Source organism: Shewanella sp. KT0246 (assembly GCF_019654955.1).
Taxonomy (GTDB): Bacteria; Pseudomonadota; Gammaproteobacteria; order Enterobacterales; family Shewanellaceae; genus Shewanella; species Shewanella goraebulensis.
The window spans coordinates 78,198-96,640 of record NZ_BPEV01000012.1 but is presented as its reverse complement, the minus strand read 5'-3'; the positions used below and the strand labels follow the sequence as shown (position 1 = coordinate 96,640).

At 40.6% G+C, this 18,443-nt stretch carries 16 protein-coding genes; 8 read left to right on the top strand and 8 right to left on the bottom strand.

The window, feature by feature from the left end; genetic code table 11:
* Nucleotides 1–38 precede the first annotated feature (38 nt).
* Both K5Q58_RS07925 and K5Q58_RS07920 read left to right on the top strand, forming a co-directional pair.
* The gene (locus K5Q58_RS07925; RefSeq protein WP_220753401.1) at nt 39–1,115 is read left to right on the top strand and encodes a methyltransferase; all 1,077 of its coding nucleotides are present in this window, start codon (nt 39–41) and stop codon (nt 1,113–1,115) included.
* A gap of 558 nt (nt 1,116–1,673) precedes the next feature.
* Nucleotides 1,674–4,349, top strand: a complete 2,676-nt coding sequence (locus tag K5Q58_RS07920) for a TonB-dependent receptor (protein WP_220753400.1) — start codon at nt 1,674–1,676, stop codon at nt 4,347–4,349.
* An 80-nt stretch (nt 4,350–4,429) separates the two neighbouring features.
* On the opposite strand, the gene yfcC is transcribed toward K5Q58_RS07920, so the two are convergent.
* The 4 genes from yfcC to K5Q58_RS07900 all read right to left on the bottom strand — a co-directional run bounded on the left by yfcC (nt 4,430) and on the right by K5Q58_RS07900 (nt 9,052).
* Entirely contained in the window at nt 4,430–5,908 is a 1,479-nt protein-coding gene (gene yfcC, locus K5Q58_RS07915) for a putative basic amino acid antiporter YfcC (RefSeq protein ID WP_220753427.1), read from the bottom strand.
* Between the two features lie 315 nt (nt 5,909–6,223).
* A complete protein-coding gene (locus K5Q58_RS07910; protein WP_220753399.1) occupies nt 6,224–6,706 on the bottom strand; it encodes an AAA family ATPase in 483 nt (160 codons plus the stop codon).
* Between the two features lie 915 nt (nt 6,707–7,621).
* Nucleotides 7,622–8,137, bottom strand: coding sequence for a BamA/TamA family outer membrane protein (locus K5Q58_RS07905; RefSeq protein ID WP_374758485.1), 516 nt, complete (start codon nt 8,135–8,137; stop codon nt 7,622–7,624).
* A gap of 96 nt (nt 8,138–8,233) precedes the next feature.
* Nucleotides 8,234–9,052 (bottom strand): peroxiredoxin family protein, encoded by an 819-nt coding sequence (locus tag K5Q58_RS07900; protein WP_220753398.1) that lies wholly within the window; start codon nt 9,050–9,052, stop codon nt 8,234–8,236.
* Between the two features lie 108 nt (nt 9,053–9,160).
* On the opposite strand from K5Q58_RS07900, the gene K5Q58_RS07895 reads away from it, so the two are divergent.
* From K5Q58_RS07895 to K5Q58_RS07870, 6 genes are all read left to right on the top strand, one after another.
* Nucleotides 9,161–9,754, top strand: a complete 594-nt coding sequence (locus K5Q58_RS07895) for a TetR/AcrR family transcriptional regulator (protein ID WP_220753397.1) — start codon at nt 9,161–9,163, stop codon at nt 9,752–9,754.
* 466 nt (nt 9,755–10,220) lie between these two features.
* On the top strand, nt 10,221–11,042 hold the full coding sequence (locus K5Q58_RS07890; protein ID WP_259651283.1) for an AraC family transcriptional regulator: 822 nt from the start codon (nt 10,221–10,223) through the stop codon (nt 11,040–11,042).
* Nucleotides 11,043–11,186: 144 nt separating this feature from the next.
* A complete protein-coding gene (locus tag K5Q58_RS07885; protein WP_220753395.1) occupies nt 11,187–11,987 on the top strand; it encodes an SDR family oxidoreductase in 801 nt (266 codons plus the stop codon).
* 51 nt (nt 11,988–12,038) lie between these two features.
* The gene (locus tag K5Q58_RS07880) at nt 12,039–12,350 is read left to right on the top strand and encodes an EthD family reductase (RefSeq protein ID WP_220753394.1); all 312 of its coding nucleotides are present in this window, start codon (nt 12,039–12,041) and stop codon (nt 12,348–12,350) included.
* A gap of 121 nt (nt 12,351–12,471) precedes the next feature.
* Complete coding sequence (locus tag K5Q58_RS07875; RefSeq protein WP_220753393.1) at nt 12,472–13,116, top strand: DsbA family oxidoreductase; 645 nt, start codon at nt 12,472–12,474, stop codon at nt 13,114–13,116.
* A gap of 62 nt (nt 13,117–13,178) precedes the next feature.
* Nucleotides 13,179–13,619, top strand: a complete 441-nt coding sequence (locus K5Q58_RS07870) for a YiiD C-terminal domain-containing protein (protein WP_220753392.1) — start codon at nt 13,179–13,181, stop codon at nt 13,617–13,619.
* A 107-nt stretch (nt 13,620–13,726) separates the two neighbouring features.
* Here K5Q58_RS07870 and K5Q58_RS07865 read toward each other — a convergent pair whose 3' ends face one another.
* The 4 genes from K5Q58_RS07865 to K5Q58_RS07850 are packed head-to-tail and all read right to left on the bottom strand — an operon-like array spanning nt 13,727 to nt 18,022.
* Entirely contained in the window at nt 13,727–14,914 is a 1,188-nt protein-coding gene (locus tag K5Q58_RS07865; protein ID WP_220753391.1) for a BamA/TamA family outer membrane protein, read from the bottom strand.
* Entirely contained in the window at nt 14,914–16,227 is a 1,314-nt protein-coding gene (locus K5Q58_RS07860; protein WP_259651282.1) for a DUF4056 domain-containing protein, read from the bottom strand. Before K5Q58_RS07860 ends, K5Q58_RS07865 begins: the two co-directional genes overlap by 1 nt.
* Nucleotides 16,224–17,144: an alpha/beta fold hydrolase gene (locus K5Q58_RS07855; RefSeq protein ID WP_259651281.1), complete on the bottom strand. Its 921-nt coding sequence runs from the start codon at nt 17,142–17,144 to the stop codon at nt 16,224–16,226. Before K5Q58_RS07855 ends, K5Q58_RS07860 begins: the two co-directional genes overlap by 4 nt.
* Nucleotides 17,144–18,022, bottom strand: a complete 879-nt coding sequence (locus K5Q58_RS07850) for a virulence protein (RefSeq protein ID WP_259651280.1) — start codon at nt 18,020–18,022, stop codon at nt 17,144–17,146. Before K5Q58_RS07850 ends, K5Q58_RS07855 begins: the two co-directional genes overlap by 1 nt.
* Nucleotides 18,023–18,443: the final 421 nt, after the last annotated feature.

Genomic DNA, 18,443 nt, shown 5'->3' with positions numbered 1-18,443 from the left:
CATACTTTTAACTCCACTCCAAGAAATTGACTCATTTTATGTCTTTTTACCAATCACCTAAAAAAATATCCGCTTTCGATGCAAAATTTGAAGCACAAAAAATTGCCTTTGCACCAGTCAGCTTCCAAGTCGCTCGCTGCCTTAGCCAATTTGACATACTCAAACAAGTTGATGACACCGGTGAAAATGGCATTACATTGGTACAGCTCACCGAAAACAATGACCTGTCAGAATATGCGATTCACGTATTACTGGATATGGGCCTGAGTATGGGATTATTTTGGTGTAAAGATGACCATTATCGTTTGGATAAAACTGGTCACTTTCTACTGCATGATGACATGGCATCTAAAAACCTAAACTTCATCCATGATGTTTGTTATCAAGGCTTATTTGAACTTGAAGCATCACTTAAGCAAGGCAATGCAGCAGGTCTGAAACACTTAGGTGATTGGGAGACCATTTACCCTGGTTTAAGCCAACTGCCAGAACAAACTAAACAAAGTTGGTTCGAGTTTGATCATTATTATTCCGATCATGCTTTTGACAGCCTCTTGCCAATGATTTTTAAATCTAAACCACAGCATATCGTGGATGTTGGCGGCAATACGGGTAAATGGGCTTTTGCTTGTACAAGTTATGATCCTAACGTCAACATCACCATCATGGATTTACCAGGGCAGTTAGCAGTTGCGATGGAAAATGCGCGCAATAATAATGTTGCAGAACGAGTACTCCCTTTCGAAACAGACTTACTAGATGAAAACAAACCGTTTTGCCAAGGCGCTGATTTGTATTGGATGAGCCAATTTCTGGATTGTTTCTCAAAACAACAAATCGTCACTATTTTAAAACGAACAGTGGCAGCAATGACCCCCTGCAGTGAACTGTGCATATTAGAAACATACTGGGACAGACAACCGTATGAAGCTGGTGCTTACTGCGTTAATGCCACATCGCTTTATTTTACCGCTATTGCCAATGGCTACAGTAGAATGTACCACAGTAAAGATATGTTAAAGATGATCAGTGAAGCTGGACTTTATGTCGATGAAGATGTCGATAATATTGGTTTAGGCCACACATTACTGCGTTGTAAAATAAAACCGTCGTGAACATTCTTTAACTTGTTAATATTTAAAAGAGCCCATTAAGGGCTTTTTTAACATTTAAATGCTATCCAAACTCGTCAACATCCCTTCCAAAGCTAGGCATTACAGAGAACAGAGTAAATGTTAAATAGTGATTAACCTCACAAATCCAATTACGCAACATTAAATCTTCATTGTAAAAATGATGCACTCTGTAACATTTTACATTTCAAGCAAATCACTCCCCAGCCTGCAAACACTCAAATCATTAACAACCTCAACACTAAAAACACACACATCAAAGTCTAATCGAGCTAAAAATCCATCAATTTATTTGATCTAGACCTCTCCTTTCCACAAACAAATTAGATCCCAGAACAAACTGTTAAATCAGGATTACATTCAACCAACTAAGCTGTAACAAAATCAACAAAATCAACATGTAAACAGTCCGTTGTTTATGTTGAATAAGTATGGTTTTATCCACCTCCCGCAAACTCTTGTTAACCAGATTTACAAGTTAGCAATGAGATTTACTAAATAAAAACGCGGTTACAATAAAAGTGATAAGGAAGAGATGAGATGCAGCTTAATTCAAGATTGGCCAGCGCAATTCGCATTGCATTGGTAGGTGGTGCGTTTACCGCAGCCCTAAGTTCGCCAGTAGTACTTGCAGAAGAAGGTGCTGATGTAGAACGAATTCAAATTACCGGTTCACGTATTAAACGTACCGATCTAGAAACCGCCACCCCTGTTACTGTACTTAGTGCTGACGACATGGCTAAACAAGGTTTCACGACAATTCAAGATGCACTACAAAACCTCACATCAACTACTGGTGCGATGACGACACAAGAAGTCCATGGTTTTACCCCTGCAGCATCTTCAATCAGTTTACGTAACGCTGGAGCAAGCCGTACATTAACGCTTATTGATGGTAAGCGTTTAAACCAGTACCCAAAACCTGCCGGCGGAACGGATAACTTTGTTGATACTGCCAACCTTCCAATGGAAGCGGTTGAACGTATTGAAGTTCTGCAATCGGGTGGTTCAGCTATTTACGGTGCTGATGCAGTTGGTGGTGTTATCAACATCATCTTGAAAAAAGATTTTGACGGCGTAGCCCTTAAATACCGTCATGGCGACACCATGGAAGGCGGCGGAATGAATGACCGTATCGCACTTTCATTAGGTTCTTCAAACGAAAAAGGCAACGTATCAACTTTCATTGAATTCAGCAGTAATGAAGCATTACAAGCCACAGATCGTGAAAACTTCGGACTACATACAGATAAAGTCCCTCACAGTGATTACTCACAATACAGCTCTTATGGTGCTCGTATTGCGGGTACAGGAACTGGTGCTCGTTCGCTGTCACCACAAGAATGTACTGATGGCGGATTCTTCTGGGACGATGCCCGCAGTATTTGTGGTTTTGACCGTTCAGAATGGCGTGACTTAGAACCTGAAAGCTACCGCTTTATCAGTACGACCAACTTCAACTATGAACTAGCTGACGATATCACTTTCTTAGGTCGTCTTGATTTTGCTAATGCTAAATCAACCACCAATTTTGAACCAATGGCTATTGATGATTACGATATCAATGTTTCAGGTGATGACTTAACCGTGAGTTACGGCGATTTGATGAGCAAGACATTCAACAAATCTACCGGGCTTGGTGGTGACTTCGCTAATGCCACTGATGGCGATTACTACTATGTTCGTCGTCTACACGAATTTGATAACCGTAGTGGCGAAACGAACACCAATAACTACTTCTTCTCAGCAGGCTTACAAGGCGTTTTAGCTGATGAGTACGACTGGGATATGTCTGTAAACTACGGCCGTACCAACGTCGATGTTTACCGCAGCGGTTTTGCCACTGTTGGTGGCATGTTCGATTACATCACTGCAGGTGAAAACGGTAATTCATTACTTGAAAATATGTCTGAAGAAGATGTTGAAGCAGCGTCTTACTCTCCATTTGAACGAGCTCAGTCTACTCAAAAGAACATTCAAGCAAACATTACCGGTATGGCGTTTGAAATGCCAGATGGCGATGCCATGTTTGCATTTGGTGCTGAATACACAGAACAAGATTATGAAACAGAATCTGATTCAGAAACCCAAAATGGTTCAGTGCTAACAACAGGCGGTTCATCTGGTGCGGGCGAACGTGATTTCTGGGCAACTTATGCAGAATTAAGTGTGCCATTAATGGACGAATTAACGATCGCAGCAGCGCTTCGTTACGACCACTATAGCGACTTTGGTGGCAATTTATCACCACAAGTGACCGTAGAATACCGTCCAGTTGATGAGTTATTAGTTCGTGGTTCTTGGAGCAGCGTATTCCGTGCCCCAGATATGCACCGCGTATACGGCGATGCAACCAACGGCTTCACTCAAGTTATCGACTTTAAACAGTGTCAAGCAATGGGTGGCCAACCTGGTGTTACCAACCCAGATCCAACCATCAATGAAATCTGTAACGAATTACACATTGATACTACAACGGGCGCTAACAAAGAGCTTGAAGCTGAAACCGGCTACACAGCAAACATCGGTGCTGTATGGGGTGGCGATAGCTTAGAAGCATCGATTGATTTATGGGAATGGAAACTTGACGACATGGTAAGCGATATCAGCGCTTCAACTGCCGCACAAGAATACGATACCTATGAAGATATGATTACTCGTGATGCAAGTGGCACGATTACTCACATCAACACTGTAGCGCAAAACTTAGCGTATCAAAAAGTTCGTGGTATTGATTTAACAGCTGGTTACAGCTGGGACTTCAATGACATGGGTGAATTGCGAGTTAACTTTAATGGTACTTACATTTTGTTATCTGAAGGTCAATTAAACCCAACTTCAGATGTTGATGACGACATTGAAGATGGCGGATTACCTCAGTACCGTGCCAACATGATCTTCACCTACTTCATTAATGACTTTGAAACCACGCTAGGTGCTTACCATACTGCACGTATGCATGGTGTGTCTTACAGCTCATTCATTGATGATGAAGCTTTTGATGAAGAAGATTTAGAAGTCGCATCACAAACTAAGTGGAATCTAACATCAGCATATAACTTCACTGATAACATGAAGTTAACTGCTGGTATCGTCAACCTATTTGACGTAGGTCCTAACTTTGATCCAACCAACACATCATGGCCTCACTACCCTCGTGGCGTATACAACGCTCGCGGACGTGAATGGTTTGTTGAAGGTGAAGTTAAGTTCTAGCGTTAATGTAATACAACTTTAAGTGTCTCCCGACTCTAACGGCATCAAATGTATCTGATGCCGTTTTTTTATGTCTAAGATTAACTAAAACCTAAATAATGTGCAGTTACCACAATGATGCTAGACAGCACAAACAAGCCAAGTAGAAAGCGCCAAATAAACGCAAACCAATTACCCCAATCAACACGGCACACACCTAATGTAGCCATTAGTGAAGCTGACGTTGGCACCAAAACATTGGTAAAACCATCTCCTAGCTGAAAAGCTAAAACTGCTACTTGGCGAGTCACGCCAACAATATCAGCCAGCGGTGCCATTAACGGCATTGTCAGCGCCGCCTGCCCTGAACCTGAAGTGACAAAGAAATTAAACACTGACTGAAACAGCAACATAAACCATGCAGATAACGCAGTCGGTAATTGGCCAATCACATTACCAGCACTGTGTAATATAGTGTTGAGCACGCTAGGTTCAGTGGCTCCTGCACCACCCAGTAAAAGCAAAATACCCGAGGCGCAACCCACCAACACAGCAGGTTCCAACATGGTGCCAGCACCTTGTTTAAAGCTCACCGCGACTTTATTCATATCAATATCATTCAGTTTAAAAACCACCCCAATGATGCCGACAATTATCCCCATGGTAAAAAACTGACTGGCGATTTCAGGAATAAACCAGGCATGTGCAACCACGCCCCATATCACCCAAGCAATAGTGCCTATAATCGTCAGTAGCACCAAAATATCACCAAGGTTAAAACGACTATCTTTAACATCACCTTGTTGATTCTCGCGAAAGAACTGATCGGTTTTATAGCTAAACGACTCAGTAGGATTACGCTTTATTTTACTGGCATATCGCATAGTGAATCCTATGCCAATAAGAGTAAATCCAAACCACATCACTGAGCGAACCCCAGCACCCGATAGTACTGGCACGCCCGCTATTCCTTGGGCAATTGCTACACTAAATGGATTCATCCACGAACTGGCAAAACCAATTTGAGTCGCCACATAAGTCACCATCACAGTACAGATAGAGTCATAACCTAAGCGGATCATTAATGGACAAATAATAATAGCAAAAGCTATCGCCTCTTCGCCCATACCAAATACCGCGCCGCCCAATGAGAACAAACTGAATATCACCGGAATAAAGAGTTTTTCATTCCCTTGGGTTTTATCGATTAACCGTAAAATACCGTTATCAATTGTCCCTGTAGCCATGACCACCCCAAATGAGCCACCGATGACCAGCATGAACATAATCACACCAATAGCGCTTCCCCATTTAGAACCTGACACCATGCCTTCAAAGGCAAAATTAAAAAAACCGATTTCGCCATTTCCTTTAAATAATGAAATGGGATCAAGCTTAGGCTCGCCCGCTTCATTCAAGGCATATTGAAATGATGTGGGATCGATAACACTGCGAGTTTTCTCAACTCCATCAATCACGTAATGAGCATCTTGAGATGAAAAAGAACCGATTGGAACAACATAAGTTAATAACGCAGCCGCTAATGCGACAAAGAAAATAATCACCAGAGTATCTGGCATCTGCCGTGAGCTGTTAACGACAGCTGATATTCTGTTATTTGAGGAAATTGGGGTTTGATCTGGGGAATTCATTTACAGTCCATTTAGTTATTGTTTTATGGAATGGTGCCAACACACGTTTTGAGTTAGCAGCCATTGGCATACTACAATAGCTAATAGCAAATTCCCATCACCCAGTTTAGCTTTAAGTTGAGCATAACCAATAGAGAAACGGTATAAATATCATTGAAGTGCACACTATTTAAGCCTTAGTCTGTCACTTATATAAACTTAATTGGTATGAACTTATTTGCTATGAACTTATATGGTGTGAACTTATGTGGTTCGGTTAGTAAGATGCATGATCTTTTTCCCAGTAAATTGGGCATATAACGTTTCATGAGCCTGCTTTGAAAAGGTATCGGTGCGGCAATCATACTGAGCAATCCAGTCAACGAGCATTTCCAAATTGGCATCTTGAGCTTGTTTGCTAGAATACTTATGGGGCTCCCAAGGGCGATTTTTGGCGTTACTAATACAGTCAGTAACGGGAAGGTTTAGAAAAATTATCTCATCAGCATGAGGCGTGGCTAATTCCAGTAAGTCGGTATAACAGCCTTCAATAATCCATGAGTCATGTTGTAAGAACTTATCAATTAACTGACTCGACTCTGCAATCGATGTTCTTTGAGGTGGGTTGGTTGGCTGCCAAGCTATGGTATCTAAATCTAAATGCGCTAAACGGTTTTGTTTTGCTAACTGTTTAGCAAGGGTTGACTTACCCGAACCTGAGTTTCCAAAGATAACGATTTTACTCAAAATAACACCTCGATTCTCAAATTGCAGCGTTAACAAAACAGTTTAATGGCTTAGTGTTGCATAGATTGGTTTGGGAATAAAATAACCTAAACCGGTGATGCTTATGTCGCTTAAAGCAGACTTAGTTTTAAGAGCACCATAAACAGAGAAAAGCTGACGCAGGTAACACGTTGATGCCCCATTCCTTGTTTACTATTTTGAAAACTCTACGTCATGGTACTTAGTAAAAATCAGGTTTAGACATGTAGATTTTACACTGGATTTCCAAACTCCGTTTGGATTAACGTCGTGGCGCTTCGCCCACACCAGACGAAAGGGAAACGACAGCATTTCCCTTTTCGATATCCCTTGCCGCTCCGGCGAAATTTAAACAGCAAAATTTCCAACGGAGAATCATCCAGATTTAAACTTCGTTTGTATTCCGCTTCGATCATCTTCAAAAATCACTAACGCTTCCGATGGGGGCGTCCCTTCCCCTCGAAAACTAGCCAGAATCTTAAGTGCAGGATGCACTAAATGCCTTAAAGCACATGGATGTGCGAGAAAGGCCATGTCAGGACTCACGCGATTCTCTTGATGTTCTCAAGCCTACTGGATACACAAATGAAGCTAAATCGAAGAAGTAATAACCCCAGTGTAGATGCAGCAGCTAGCTTCCAAAACAAGGCGAAGTTTCACTGTGTGAAACGCTCTGAGCGAGAGAAATGGATGCCGAACTGGCCGTTTAACATGGATGTTATTTGTTTTGGCAGAGCTTACAGGGACGTACTTGTAGCGTCTCGCAGTTGTATCTGCACATAAGCCTGCGGCAGGCAATGGATTAGATTGAAGTAATGATCTTCTTTAACAAACCCAATATAAATGAAGTGAAAAGTTAGTGTCCAAAAGCGACTTAGGTGTTAGCCGAAAAAGACATCAAAATGCTTCATTCACGTTAAAGTAGAACCCAGTATCGCCATCACCGAAAGCTAGATCTAATCTTAGGTTCACCCTTGGTTTAACCTCGAAACGATAACCTATTCCGTTATTAGGCAATATGTCGGCTGAAGCTAATTCACTGAACGTATCTGAAATCACTCCCGCACCAACCCAATAAACCATACCATGACGGCCAGACAAGTTTTGACGATACTCAACTTGTGCCAATACCATTTGTTTGTCTCGGTATCGACCTGAAGTGTAACCCCGCAGTAAATCTCCACCGCCTGCTTTTGACAGCTGATCCCACGGCACATCACCATGGGTAAATCTGTCACGCACTTGCCATGCAAGAACATCAGAGTCACTCATTTGATAATAGGTGCTGTAAAGTGCATTGACGATTTCAAAGTCAGTTTTACTGCCCAAATCCTGACGATAAATACCCGTGTCTATTTGCGCTATTTTACCTTGTTTAGGATTAAGCACATTGTCACGGCTGTCGTTGTTAATTAAACAAATAAATTGCCACCCACTGTTAATGGCATTGCCTTTGAGGCTTCTGGTGCGATTTCAATATCGTGGTAGTTAAACATAATAATTCTCTTATTATTTATTAATGGTGAAAGCATTTCGTAAGGCTTGAGTTAATCGTTCTTCACTTGCTCTTAGTCGATAATCTTCAGACTGATCTATCCATTGGATGACGCCATGTTCATCAATTAAAATCGATGTGGGGATAGACATAGATTTGTATTCAAATGAGGTAGGAAATGGTAACCCTAATACTGTTTTGGTTTTGGATGAGTCAGCCCCTAAAGCCTTATGATGTTCAACGCCATATTGTCTAACGACTTTCAACTCTGGATCTGACAAAAGAAGAAGGTCTAAGTTATCTCGTTTGATGTGCGCTTTAGCTTGCTCTGCTGTATCTCCCGACAACGCAACAACCTTAATGCCATATTGGTCAAGAATCGGCTTCATTTCATCAAGCATTTTCAACTCGGCGCTACAATAAGGACACCAAGCACCTCGGTAAAATTTAAGAAGCACACGCTGATTCTTTAGATCAGCAGTTGAAAATTTTTCGTTTTTATATGTGATTGATCCGAAATGTGGAAATGTTTCTCCGATTGCAACTTTAATATCACCTAATGGGGTGTCTTTTTGACTAAATACCCAAATGAATTTACCACCAAGCAATATGGAAAAACTGGACATAATTGCAACGAAAACAAAGCTCCAATCCATATCTATCACCCCACATATCAGTGCACTTAAACCCAGAAAAACACCTGCGCCAAGTGCCAGCATAAGGACGATAGGATTTTTGGGAGGGTTGTTCTTTTTAACTTTTAGGAAGTAATGCAGACTTCCAATCACCGTTGTGGCAAATCCAAGTAGTGATAGTGTTATAGCTGAAAACATTGCTTGTTCCTCATTGAACAGTAAATGTACCAGCTGGTACAATTGCATTTAATGTACTAACTGGTACAATTGTTGTCAATAAGAATTTTCAGGTGGTTGTTGAGGCAAATGGCAAAAAAAAGACAGTTTGATGAGGTTGAAGTACTTGGGATTATGGCCAAACATTTTTGGCAGCATGGTTATGCGTCAACTAAAGTGGATCAATTGTCGACGGTTACAGGACTAACAAAAACCAGCATTTACAACGCTTTTGGTAACAAAGAAGCCGTGTTTAAATGTATTGTAGATTTCTATGTTGAACATCACATGTCTGTGGTACTAAAGAAACTCGACACGGATAAATCAATATCAGAAAATCTTCAATATTTATTTGATAGTGAGTTTTTAAATCCAGAGAATGAGTTACTCACTTATGGCTGCTTAATGACAAACAGTATTGTTGAGCTAAATTCAAACGAACCTTATCTTTATGACTATGTTGTAGGCAAGTTTGAGCAAGGTCGTATCGCAGTACTGGCATTTTTTACTCAATATGAGAAAACAGAACGACTTGTTGATGGTATAGATGCAGAACATCTAACCGACTTTTTTCTTACGTTTCGCCAAGGTCTTAAAGTTCAATCAAGAGGGCACAGACCACATGAATCTCTTGCTCGATCTATACGTGCATTCATGCTTGTATTTAGTTCATTTGAAAAATAGATAATTAACAAATCTAGCTTTGTTATGGAATGGAAAATTTGGTTACAGAAACAAGGCTTCCCATACTTGAGATAACGACAAGAACTCAACAAAGTCTAATGACATGGATTTTGATTACTTCGCTAAGTAACAGCGACTTTCTTTTTACCAAGCCAAAGAGGTCAGCACAAAGCGATTAGCTATTCGTACTATCGCTCCTTACTCAGAAAATGAGCGTCAAATCTTAGGTTGGCCGCTAACCTGTATGGCAATCATTCTATGAGGTGAACTAAAGCGATACTTGTCTATGCAAAAACTAAAAACATTTGAGCGGTACAGCTATTACTCGAGCATAGAAAGGTAGGTAACACGGTCTGCTATCTGGGTGTTGAATTAGAAGATACATCGCGTAGTCAGTTAGCCGAGCGAGTAGACAGCTTTAATCTGTTTTATACTTATCGTAGTGTCATTGAATGGTGCCTTTAAAATGAAAACAATCAAATATAACGGACGTGTTGTTTTTAAAAAACAAGATATACCCAGTTTCAAACGTATGCCACGTGTATTTGTTGATAGCGAAGCGTGTTTTGCGTTTGTTACTAATGGCGAGTTTAGCGTCAGGGAGCAGACAGAATCTGTTTCACTGAACAAAAACTGCGGAGTGTTAGCAAAATGCACCAACTACTTTTATGAAAATAACAAATACCCTAATGATGAAGGTGTAGGTGAAGCGATTGGCATCTTTCTTTACCCTGAAATATTTCAGTCACTGTTTAACTTTGATATTAGCCAGTCAAACTACAGGGTTGATTATAATATTATGCAGGTTGAAGTGGATAGATTGCTTGAGCACTATCGCGACAGCATTAGCATATTGCTAGACTCTCCAGAGTTGGCGGATGATTTGCTTATCGAGAGTAAGTTACGTGAATTTGTCATTCTTATGGCGAAAAGAACCAGTGCTCCGTCCGAAGTCGATTTTCTTGCTTCCATGTTTAAACCTAATTTTGCCAAATTTGAAGATATTATCCAAAGTAATCTGTATGCGGATCTGAATGTGAATGAGTTAGCGGCATTGTGTCATATGAGTGTTTCTACCTTTAAACGTAAGTTTAAAGAGGTATATTCAGAACCACCAATGAAATACATTACCAAATTAAAAATCAACAAAGCTAAGGTGTTACTGAAAGATAATAACTTACGTATCTCAGACATCGTTTTTGAAACGGGTTTCGAATCGGTTTCCACCTTTAACCGTACCTTCAAAGGACAAACAGGTCTTTCTCCCTCTGAATTTCGTTTAGCCTGACAACCACACTTATTCCTTCTATTCAGATTCTGATTGGCTCGTTTGAGCTAATCTGAGCAATATTTGAACTTTTCTGAAGAGCCTACCTTCTCTGATTTCCATATAATTACCCCATCAATTAAACACAGATAAAGGTAACGAATTATGGGTATCAGCTTTAAAGAAAAGTATGGCGATTGGGCTCTTATCACAGGTGCAACGTCTGGCATCGGTGCCGAAATGGCCAGCCAGATTGCAGCAAAGGGATTAAATATTGTTTTGGTTGCTCGTCGAGAAAAAGAACTTGAAGAGCACGCAGCATTGCTTGCGGATCGTTATGGAATTAAAACAATGATTGTTTCAGCAGATTTAGCTACTACTGAAGGGGTTGAAAAAGTTAAGCAGGTGAAGCAAGAAATAGGTTTGTTGGTACTTGCAGCAGGTGTTGAAATAAATGGTTCATTTGCTAAGACATCTTTAGCTAAAGAATTACAGATGGTGCAGCTTAATGTTACCTCTGTATTGCAACTGACTCACCACTTTACACCCGCTATGGTGGAAAGAAAACGCGGTGGCATTCTAATGGTTTCAAGCCTTTCTGGTCATATGGTTTCTCCATATTTTTCAAATTATGCAGGTACCAAAGCCTATGTTCTACAACTAGGTGCTTCTCTTCATGGCGAGCTTAAACCCAAGGGTATTGATGTAACCGTTCTTTCTCCGGGGCTAACAAGCACACCGATGACTGCGGACAATGGTATTGACTGGTCTAAATTGCCAATGGTTGCAAAAGATCCTGCGGAAGTAGCCGAAATTGCTATCAACGGTTTAGGTAAAAAAGCGGTGGTGGTTCCCGGTAAACGCAATCGAATGGCGGCGATTCTTTCTGGAATAATCTCCCACCAAAAGCAAGCCATCATGGGTGAATCAATGATTGGCAAAGCAATGCCCAAGAACAAAATGTAAACCCAATAACTTAAAACTTAACTTAACTTAACTTAAAGAAAAGGTATAACAATGATTAAAGCATACGTACTGTACCCAAATAAAGATGATGTTATTTTTGATTTTGATTACTACTGCAACAAACATGTTCCTATGATCGGCGAGCTTTTGGGAGAGGCCGTAAAAGGGGCTACTGTCGATGCAGGGATTGCCAGTGTTGTACCCGGAGAAACTGCACCCTATGTGGCAATCAGTACTATTTCATTTGATTCTATAGAGTCATTTCAAACAGCTTTTGGTCCAAATGCAGAAAAGATAAAAGCCGATGTGCCAAATTTCACTAATACCGCTCCGACAATCCAGCTTTGCGAGCAAAAAATATAGAACCGCCAATTTTCAACTGGTGAAATAAGCTGGATACAAATAGCCAATAAATTTGGGTTCTGCTTAATGTTATTTTATAAAATAAATCAAAGGCTAACATCATGGGAGTATTAGGAAAAATATGAGTAAAAAAATCAAATTAGATATTGTGTCAGATGTGGTTTGCCCTTGGTGCATTATCGGTTATAAGCGTTTAGATGCCGCCATAAAAGAGCTTGGTATGGAAGATAACATTGAGATTGAGTGGCAACCGTTTCAGCTAAATCCAGATATGCCGCCTGAAGGTGAAGACTTACGTGCCCACCTCAAAAGAAAGTACGGCACCACATTAGAAGACAGTATTCGTTTCAGAAAAGAGATGACAGAGCTTGGAGAAGACGTTGGATTTAAGTTCGATTACTTTGACGGACTAAAAGCGGTAAATACGCTTGATGCTCATATTCTTCTCGAATACGCAAAAAGTGTGGGTAAGCAAACCGAGCTTAAAAATCGATTATTTGCTTCGTTTTATAGCGAGCAAAAAGATATTTCTAACAAAAGCATTCTCAGGCAAGAACTGCAAAGTGTGGGTCTCAATGTAGAAGAAGCAATGAAAAGTCTGGATGACGATATTCTGCGAAATCATGTCCGATTGCAGGAACAACAGTGGAAAAAAGCGGGTATATCAGGAGTTCCAACGATTGTATTCAATCGAGAGAGTGCTATCTCAGGAGCCCAATCAGTGGATACGTATAAGCAAGTATTAACTGAATTAGCTAAGGTGTAATTCTTGACCCCACTCAATCGGCTTTTACACTATTTTGGCGTACTGAAAAGGTAACGGTCTATATGAAAAATAGAGAGCTTGAAGCCTACCTTCATCATCATATACCAGTATCAAAATCTCTGGGTATCGGGGTGAATACTTGTAGCGTCAAAAATATCGAGCTTACCGCACCATTAAAAATAAACATCAACCACATGAATACGGTGTTTGGTGGCAGCTTATCTGTTGTCGGTATTCTAGCTGGTTGGTCTTTAGTTTATGCCCAATTGGAGGTGGAAAAGCATCAAATTGTTATTCAAGAAAATAACATTCGATACCTGAAACCCGCCAATGGTGATGTTCGTGCAATATGTAAGTATGACAACCATACAATGTGGTCTCGGTTTCATCGTGCGTTTCAACGTAAAGGCAAAGGACGTGTTCAAATAGCCTGCAATCTATTTTGTGCTGATGAATTGGTCGCTACTTTTGAGGGTATATATGTCGTTTTTAATAAAAAGTAATTACTGAGTGCTTAGCAATACAAGAAGTAACCTGTAAAGTAAGAGTGCTCAAAAAATTGTAACTCAGAAATGTCCAAAAGTGACTTAGGTGTTAGCCGCAAAAGACATCAAAATGCTTCATTGACGTTAAAGTAGAACCCAGTATCGCCATCACCGAAAGCTAGATCTAATCTTAGGTTCACCCTTGGTTTAACCTCGAAACGATAACCTATTCCGGTATTAGGCAATATGTCGGCTGAAGCTAATTCACTGAACGTATCTGAAATCACTCCCGCACCAACCCAATAAACCATACCATGACGGCCAGACAAGTTTTGACGGTACTCAACTTGTGCCAATACCATTTGTTTGTCTCGGTATCGACCTGAAGTGTAACCTCGTAGTAAATCTCCACCGCCTGCTTTTGACAGCTGATCCCACGGCACATCGCCATGGGTAAATCTGCCACGCACTTGCCATGCAAGAACATCAGAGTCACCCATTTGATAATAGGTACTGTAAAGTGCATTGACGATTTCAAAGTCAGTTTTACTGCCCAAACCCTGACGATAAATACCCGTGTCTATTTGCGCTATTTTACCTTGTTCAGGATTAAGCACATTGTCACGGCTGTCGTAGTTAATTAAAAAGTTAACACCGACACTGCGTGATGTTTCGAGTAAAGGGCTAACATCGACATCTGAATCTAGCATGTCGATGCTACTCGCTTTGGCATAATTAAAATCAAACCCTGCTCCAACAAAAACATTGGATGTTAGCCGATGTAAAAACATCGGGTTGACTCGAACTAACCGACCGTTAAAGTCGACTCGATTATCATCTTGATGATTTTCATCATAACCGACGCCGTAAAACACATCTGGTATATCAAACATTTCAGCGGTTAAATAAAACCGCTGACGGTCTTCATTTAAAAAGGTTTTATTTTCGATGCCGACACCGAGTGCGCCATTGATTGATGCTAAACCATTGATCACCAAAGAAGATAACTGGCTCACTTCATCATTAGGGTCAACTTGATACAAACCAACGGCTGATATCCCTACCCCTAAATCCATTTCGGGGTTATAAAAAGGGCCAGGTAAAAAACTAAAATCAATCAGTTTATCTGCATCAAACTCACCATCAGCACCTAGAGTTTGCAAAAAATCTTCAAGCCAGCCAAGTTCTTCGTCACTTGTTAAAGACTCGCCTGCTGATGATGACAGTTGACTTGTCTCTGTCGCTAATGCACTTGCTGAAAAAAATATGCAAACAGACAACAGCCCAGAGATAAAATAATGATTCACCGACATTACAATTGCCCTTGTGTTGATTGCTCTTTCGCTAATGGTAATTGCGGGCGCTGAGATAAATGGTCCTGTAGCATCTGTTCGTCTAATATTTGGTTGTACTGGCTCAATTCAAAAAAGACATGTTGTGTAAATCCATCACGCCACAATGATTCAGGTATATGGTTAAAACTTGCCTCAAATTTGGCATCGACATAAAGCCACTGCTTAGCGACATCATCAATAACAATGCCGTGGACATTATTGGCTAATGTGAGATCATGCGCTGCTTTGTCTGAATGATATATATGCTCAAGCGCTGACCAGTTGTTACTTTTTATGGCCATGTCTTTAGGCACCAAATATGGCGATTGCTTATCACCTAACTCATAGTGACGTTTAAGTAACATAAATTTATTTGGCATTGGCTCGTTAGCATCCCACCAATAACCATCAATAACATCAAATAAAGCATCAGTTTCTGTCGCCGAAACAGGTTCTAACCATGCCAGCGTTGCTGATATCCATGAGGTCATATGGTAGTTATATTGCTGGCGTGTCATGGCTAAATTGTTAGTCAGCACCGCGAGCGCAATTTTTGACCCTAACATGTTGGAATAAAGGTCTTCTGGCGAGTAAGCCGATACATCTTCAGTCCACGGTGCAAAACTGCGATAACCATGGTACTGAGCTATTTCATGAGCCTCAGCCATTGAATAAGCCAAACGAACTGCCATCGCAGCTGCTAACTCCCAACGTTGAGCGGCTGTTAAATGGCCAACTTTAAAGGCCTCAATTTCAATGGTTCTTGGGCCAATTTCAAATGGAAGAGAGATTGAGAGCGGTTCACCAAGACGCGGGTGTATTTGATAAAACAATGCCACGGCATTATCTGCGGTATCTCGTACGTGGGCTAAATCAATAAAACCGCCTTTACGAGTATAAATTATGCCATTATTCTCCCCACTTCGACCCTCATCGGGCGCTGATTTTTGGTGGCTAAAGCTACCAGCTTCATAAGCATGGGCACCTAAGTCTTCAAGAGATATGGTATTAGCATGACGATAAAATGGAATCGTCATGGCGCCAAGCTTCACCTTTTGTCCGCTGCCAAATGCGCAGCAAGGCCTTACACTTGTAGGCAGTGTGATTGGCGCATTCAACGGCAAGCTAATATCGCGCAATAATGCCGGATCAGGTTGACTATCTAACGCCGCGACTACTGCTGATTCATTAGGCGTTGCACTTACCTGCCATTCACTGGTTGAACAGCCAGCAAGTAAAGTCGTAAGTAAAATCGTGCCCATTAAAGCAGTTTGCTGATAATTACACATCATTGAATAAAGTCTCTGATCATTTGACTAATTTGTTCGGGAAAGTCATTGCTCAAGCCATGGGATGCGTCTGGAATAATAATAATTGGCGCGTTCAAAAACTCAGAAAACTCTATGCCCTTTTCCTGTGGAAACACCATGTCATTTTCACCCCAGATAAGTAATGATGGTGGCAAATGGTCTTTAAACTCATTAGGGTTAAGTTGGTCACGATAAGCGGGTAACGTAGTAATAAGGGATTGTTTCTCGGTCAGGTGATCAGCGAAATATACTTGATATATTTGCTCATCAATAAAGCTTGGATACCAAGGATAATTTACAAAAGTATTTTCTAGTAGATGCCTGACACCTGCCTTATCTTGCGGCACAAATACCGATTCAGGTGAAGTTTCACCAAATCGTTTTGTCATTGCATCCATGTCTTCATCGGCAAATACGATGCCAGGGCTTGCTAACATCACGGCTTTATCAATTTCTGGTTCGTTGATCATCAGATCAAATGTCACGAAGCCACCAAAAGAAATACCAACAAGACTCACATCAGTCAGCGAAAGCTTATTTATAAGCTGCTGAATCGATTGGGTTTCACTCATTATTGTCGCTGGAGCATCACTGTACGAGCTGCCAAACCAAAGCAAGTCAGGTACGATAACATGATAGTCTTGAACTAAATCTTGCATGATTTCGTACCAGCTCGTCATGCCGGTGCCACCAAAACCATGCAGTAAGATAATCACTGAGTCAGATGGGGAACCACCTTGCCAGTAATGCAGCTCCCCGCCTTCATCAAGTGTCAAGTGACGCTGTTCAAACCCAGCCTTGGACAGTTGATTCTGTTGATAGTTATCAACCATTGATACAGTAGAGCAACCACTTATCAATATTGACATCAAGATGAAAAACAAGGTTTTAAAAGTCACTAGAAACGATACCCAATGCCAGCCATAAAGCTTGTTCGAGTACCAAAACCGCCTTCAAGTAATAAATCAAAGCCTTTGCCTAGGCTTATTTGAGCACCGACTAAGGTATTCCATTTATCTTCAAGATGTTGATTAACCTCAAACTTACCATCTCCGATAAACTCACCAATTTCTGTACCACCGATAGGTAAAATATCTTTGAGGTATCCACTGAATGTTTGCTCAACGTTTTGATACATAGCACCGACCCAAACCTGCAGATCTTGGCCATAAACTTTTGTTCGGTAGCCCACTCGCGGCGACACAACAATCGTGCTAATTTCTCCATCGAGAATATCCAGTTCGGTATTAGTGTAGTTCACATCCAATAACGCAAACCAATTATCAATACCGCCTACAATGGTGCCACCAACCCCGTAGGTTGTTCCTTTAAAGTTTAATTCAAAATCAAAAGGATCGAGTTCAGGGAAGAAAGGTAAATCAACATCCACCTGAACATTAGCGACACTACTGCCTTTCGTATGGCCAATAACACCATACAAGTTCAAAAATGGCAGCACCCACATGTCTGCACGAAAGGTTAATGTTTCAGAATCTTGTAGTGCTTCACTGCCATTGATGGAAATCCTGTCATCAATGAAGTCCCCTAACCCCGTAAAGGCAACACTATCGACAACAAGAGGTTGGTCCATCGTCATATAATTAATGCTAAAGCCATAAGGCTTAGGTAATTCATGACCTAAATCAATCGCTTCTTGCGCCCAAATAGGAAATGCACGCTGATATTTTTGCGGCACTTCAATGGCATCGTCAGCAACTACAAATTGACTAAATGCGGTGATAGTAAATAATAAAAAAACAGTGAAAATTCTTAGCATTAGAACTGGTAATCCTTAAAAAACTCAACATAAAGCTTTGGGCTGAGCTTAAAAATAATGACTCAGCATGCATTCAATTTTTCATTTATCGTTGTAGATAAATTAAACAGCAGAATTTGGGGAGGGAGGATAATAGAGACTTGATATTAATTTAAGCTTAAAAAAAATAGAAATAAGATATTTCTAATGATACACCTGTATATATCGTTAAACTGATAACAGTAAAAGTGAAGGACTTAACACTCAACGTAGCCTTGGCAGCTAAAATCAACACTTGTATCGATAGCGATACATTACGTTAGGAGTGTATCTTATAGGGGAATAAACTAGACAAGTTAAGCTATGAAAATATTATCGCCAAACTTTAAAATTTACTAGGTATTATCAACTAGTAATATAAACGATGGTTTAATGACTAGGT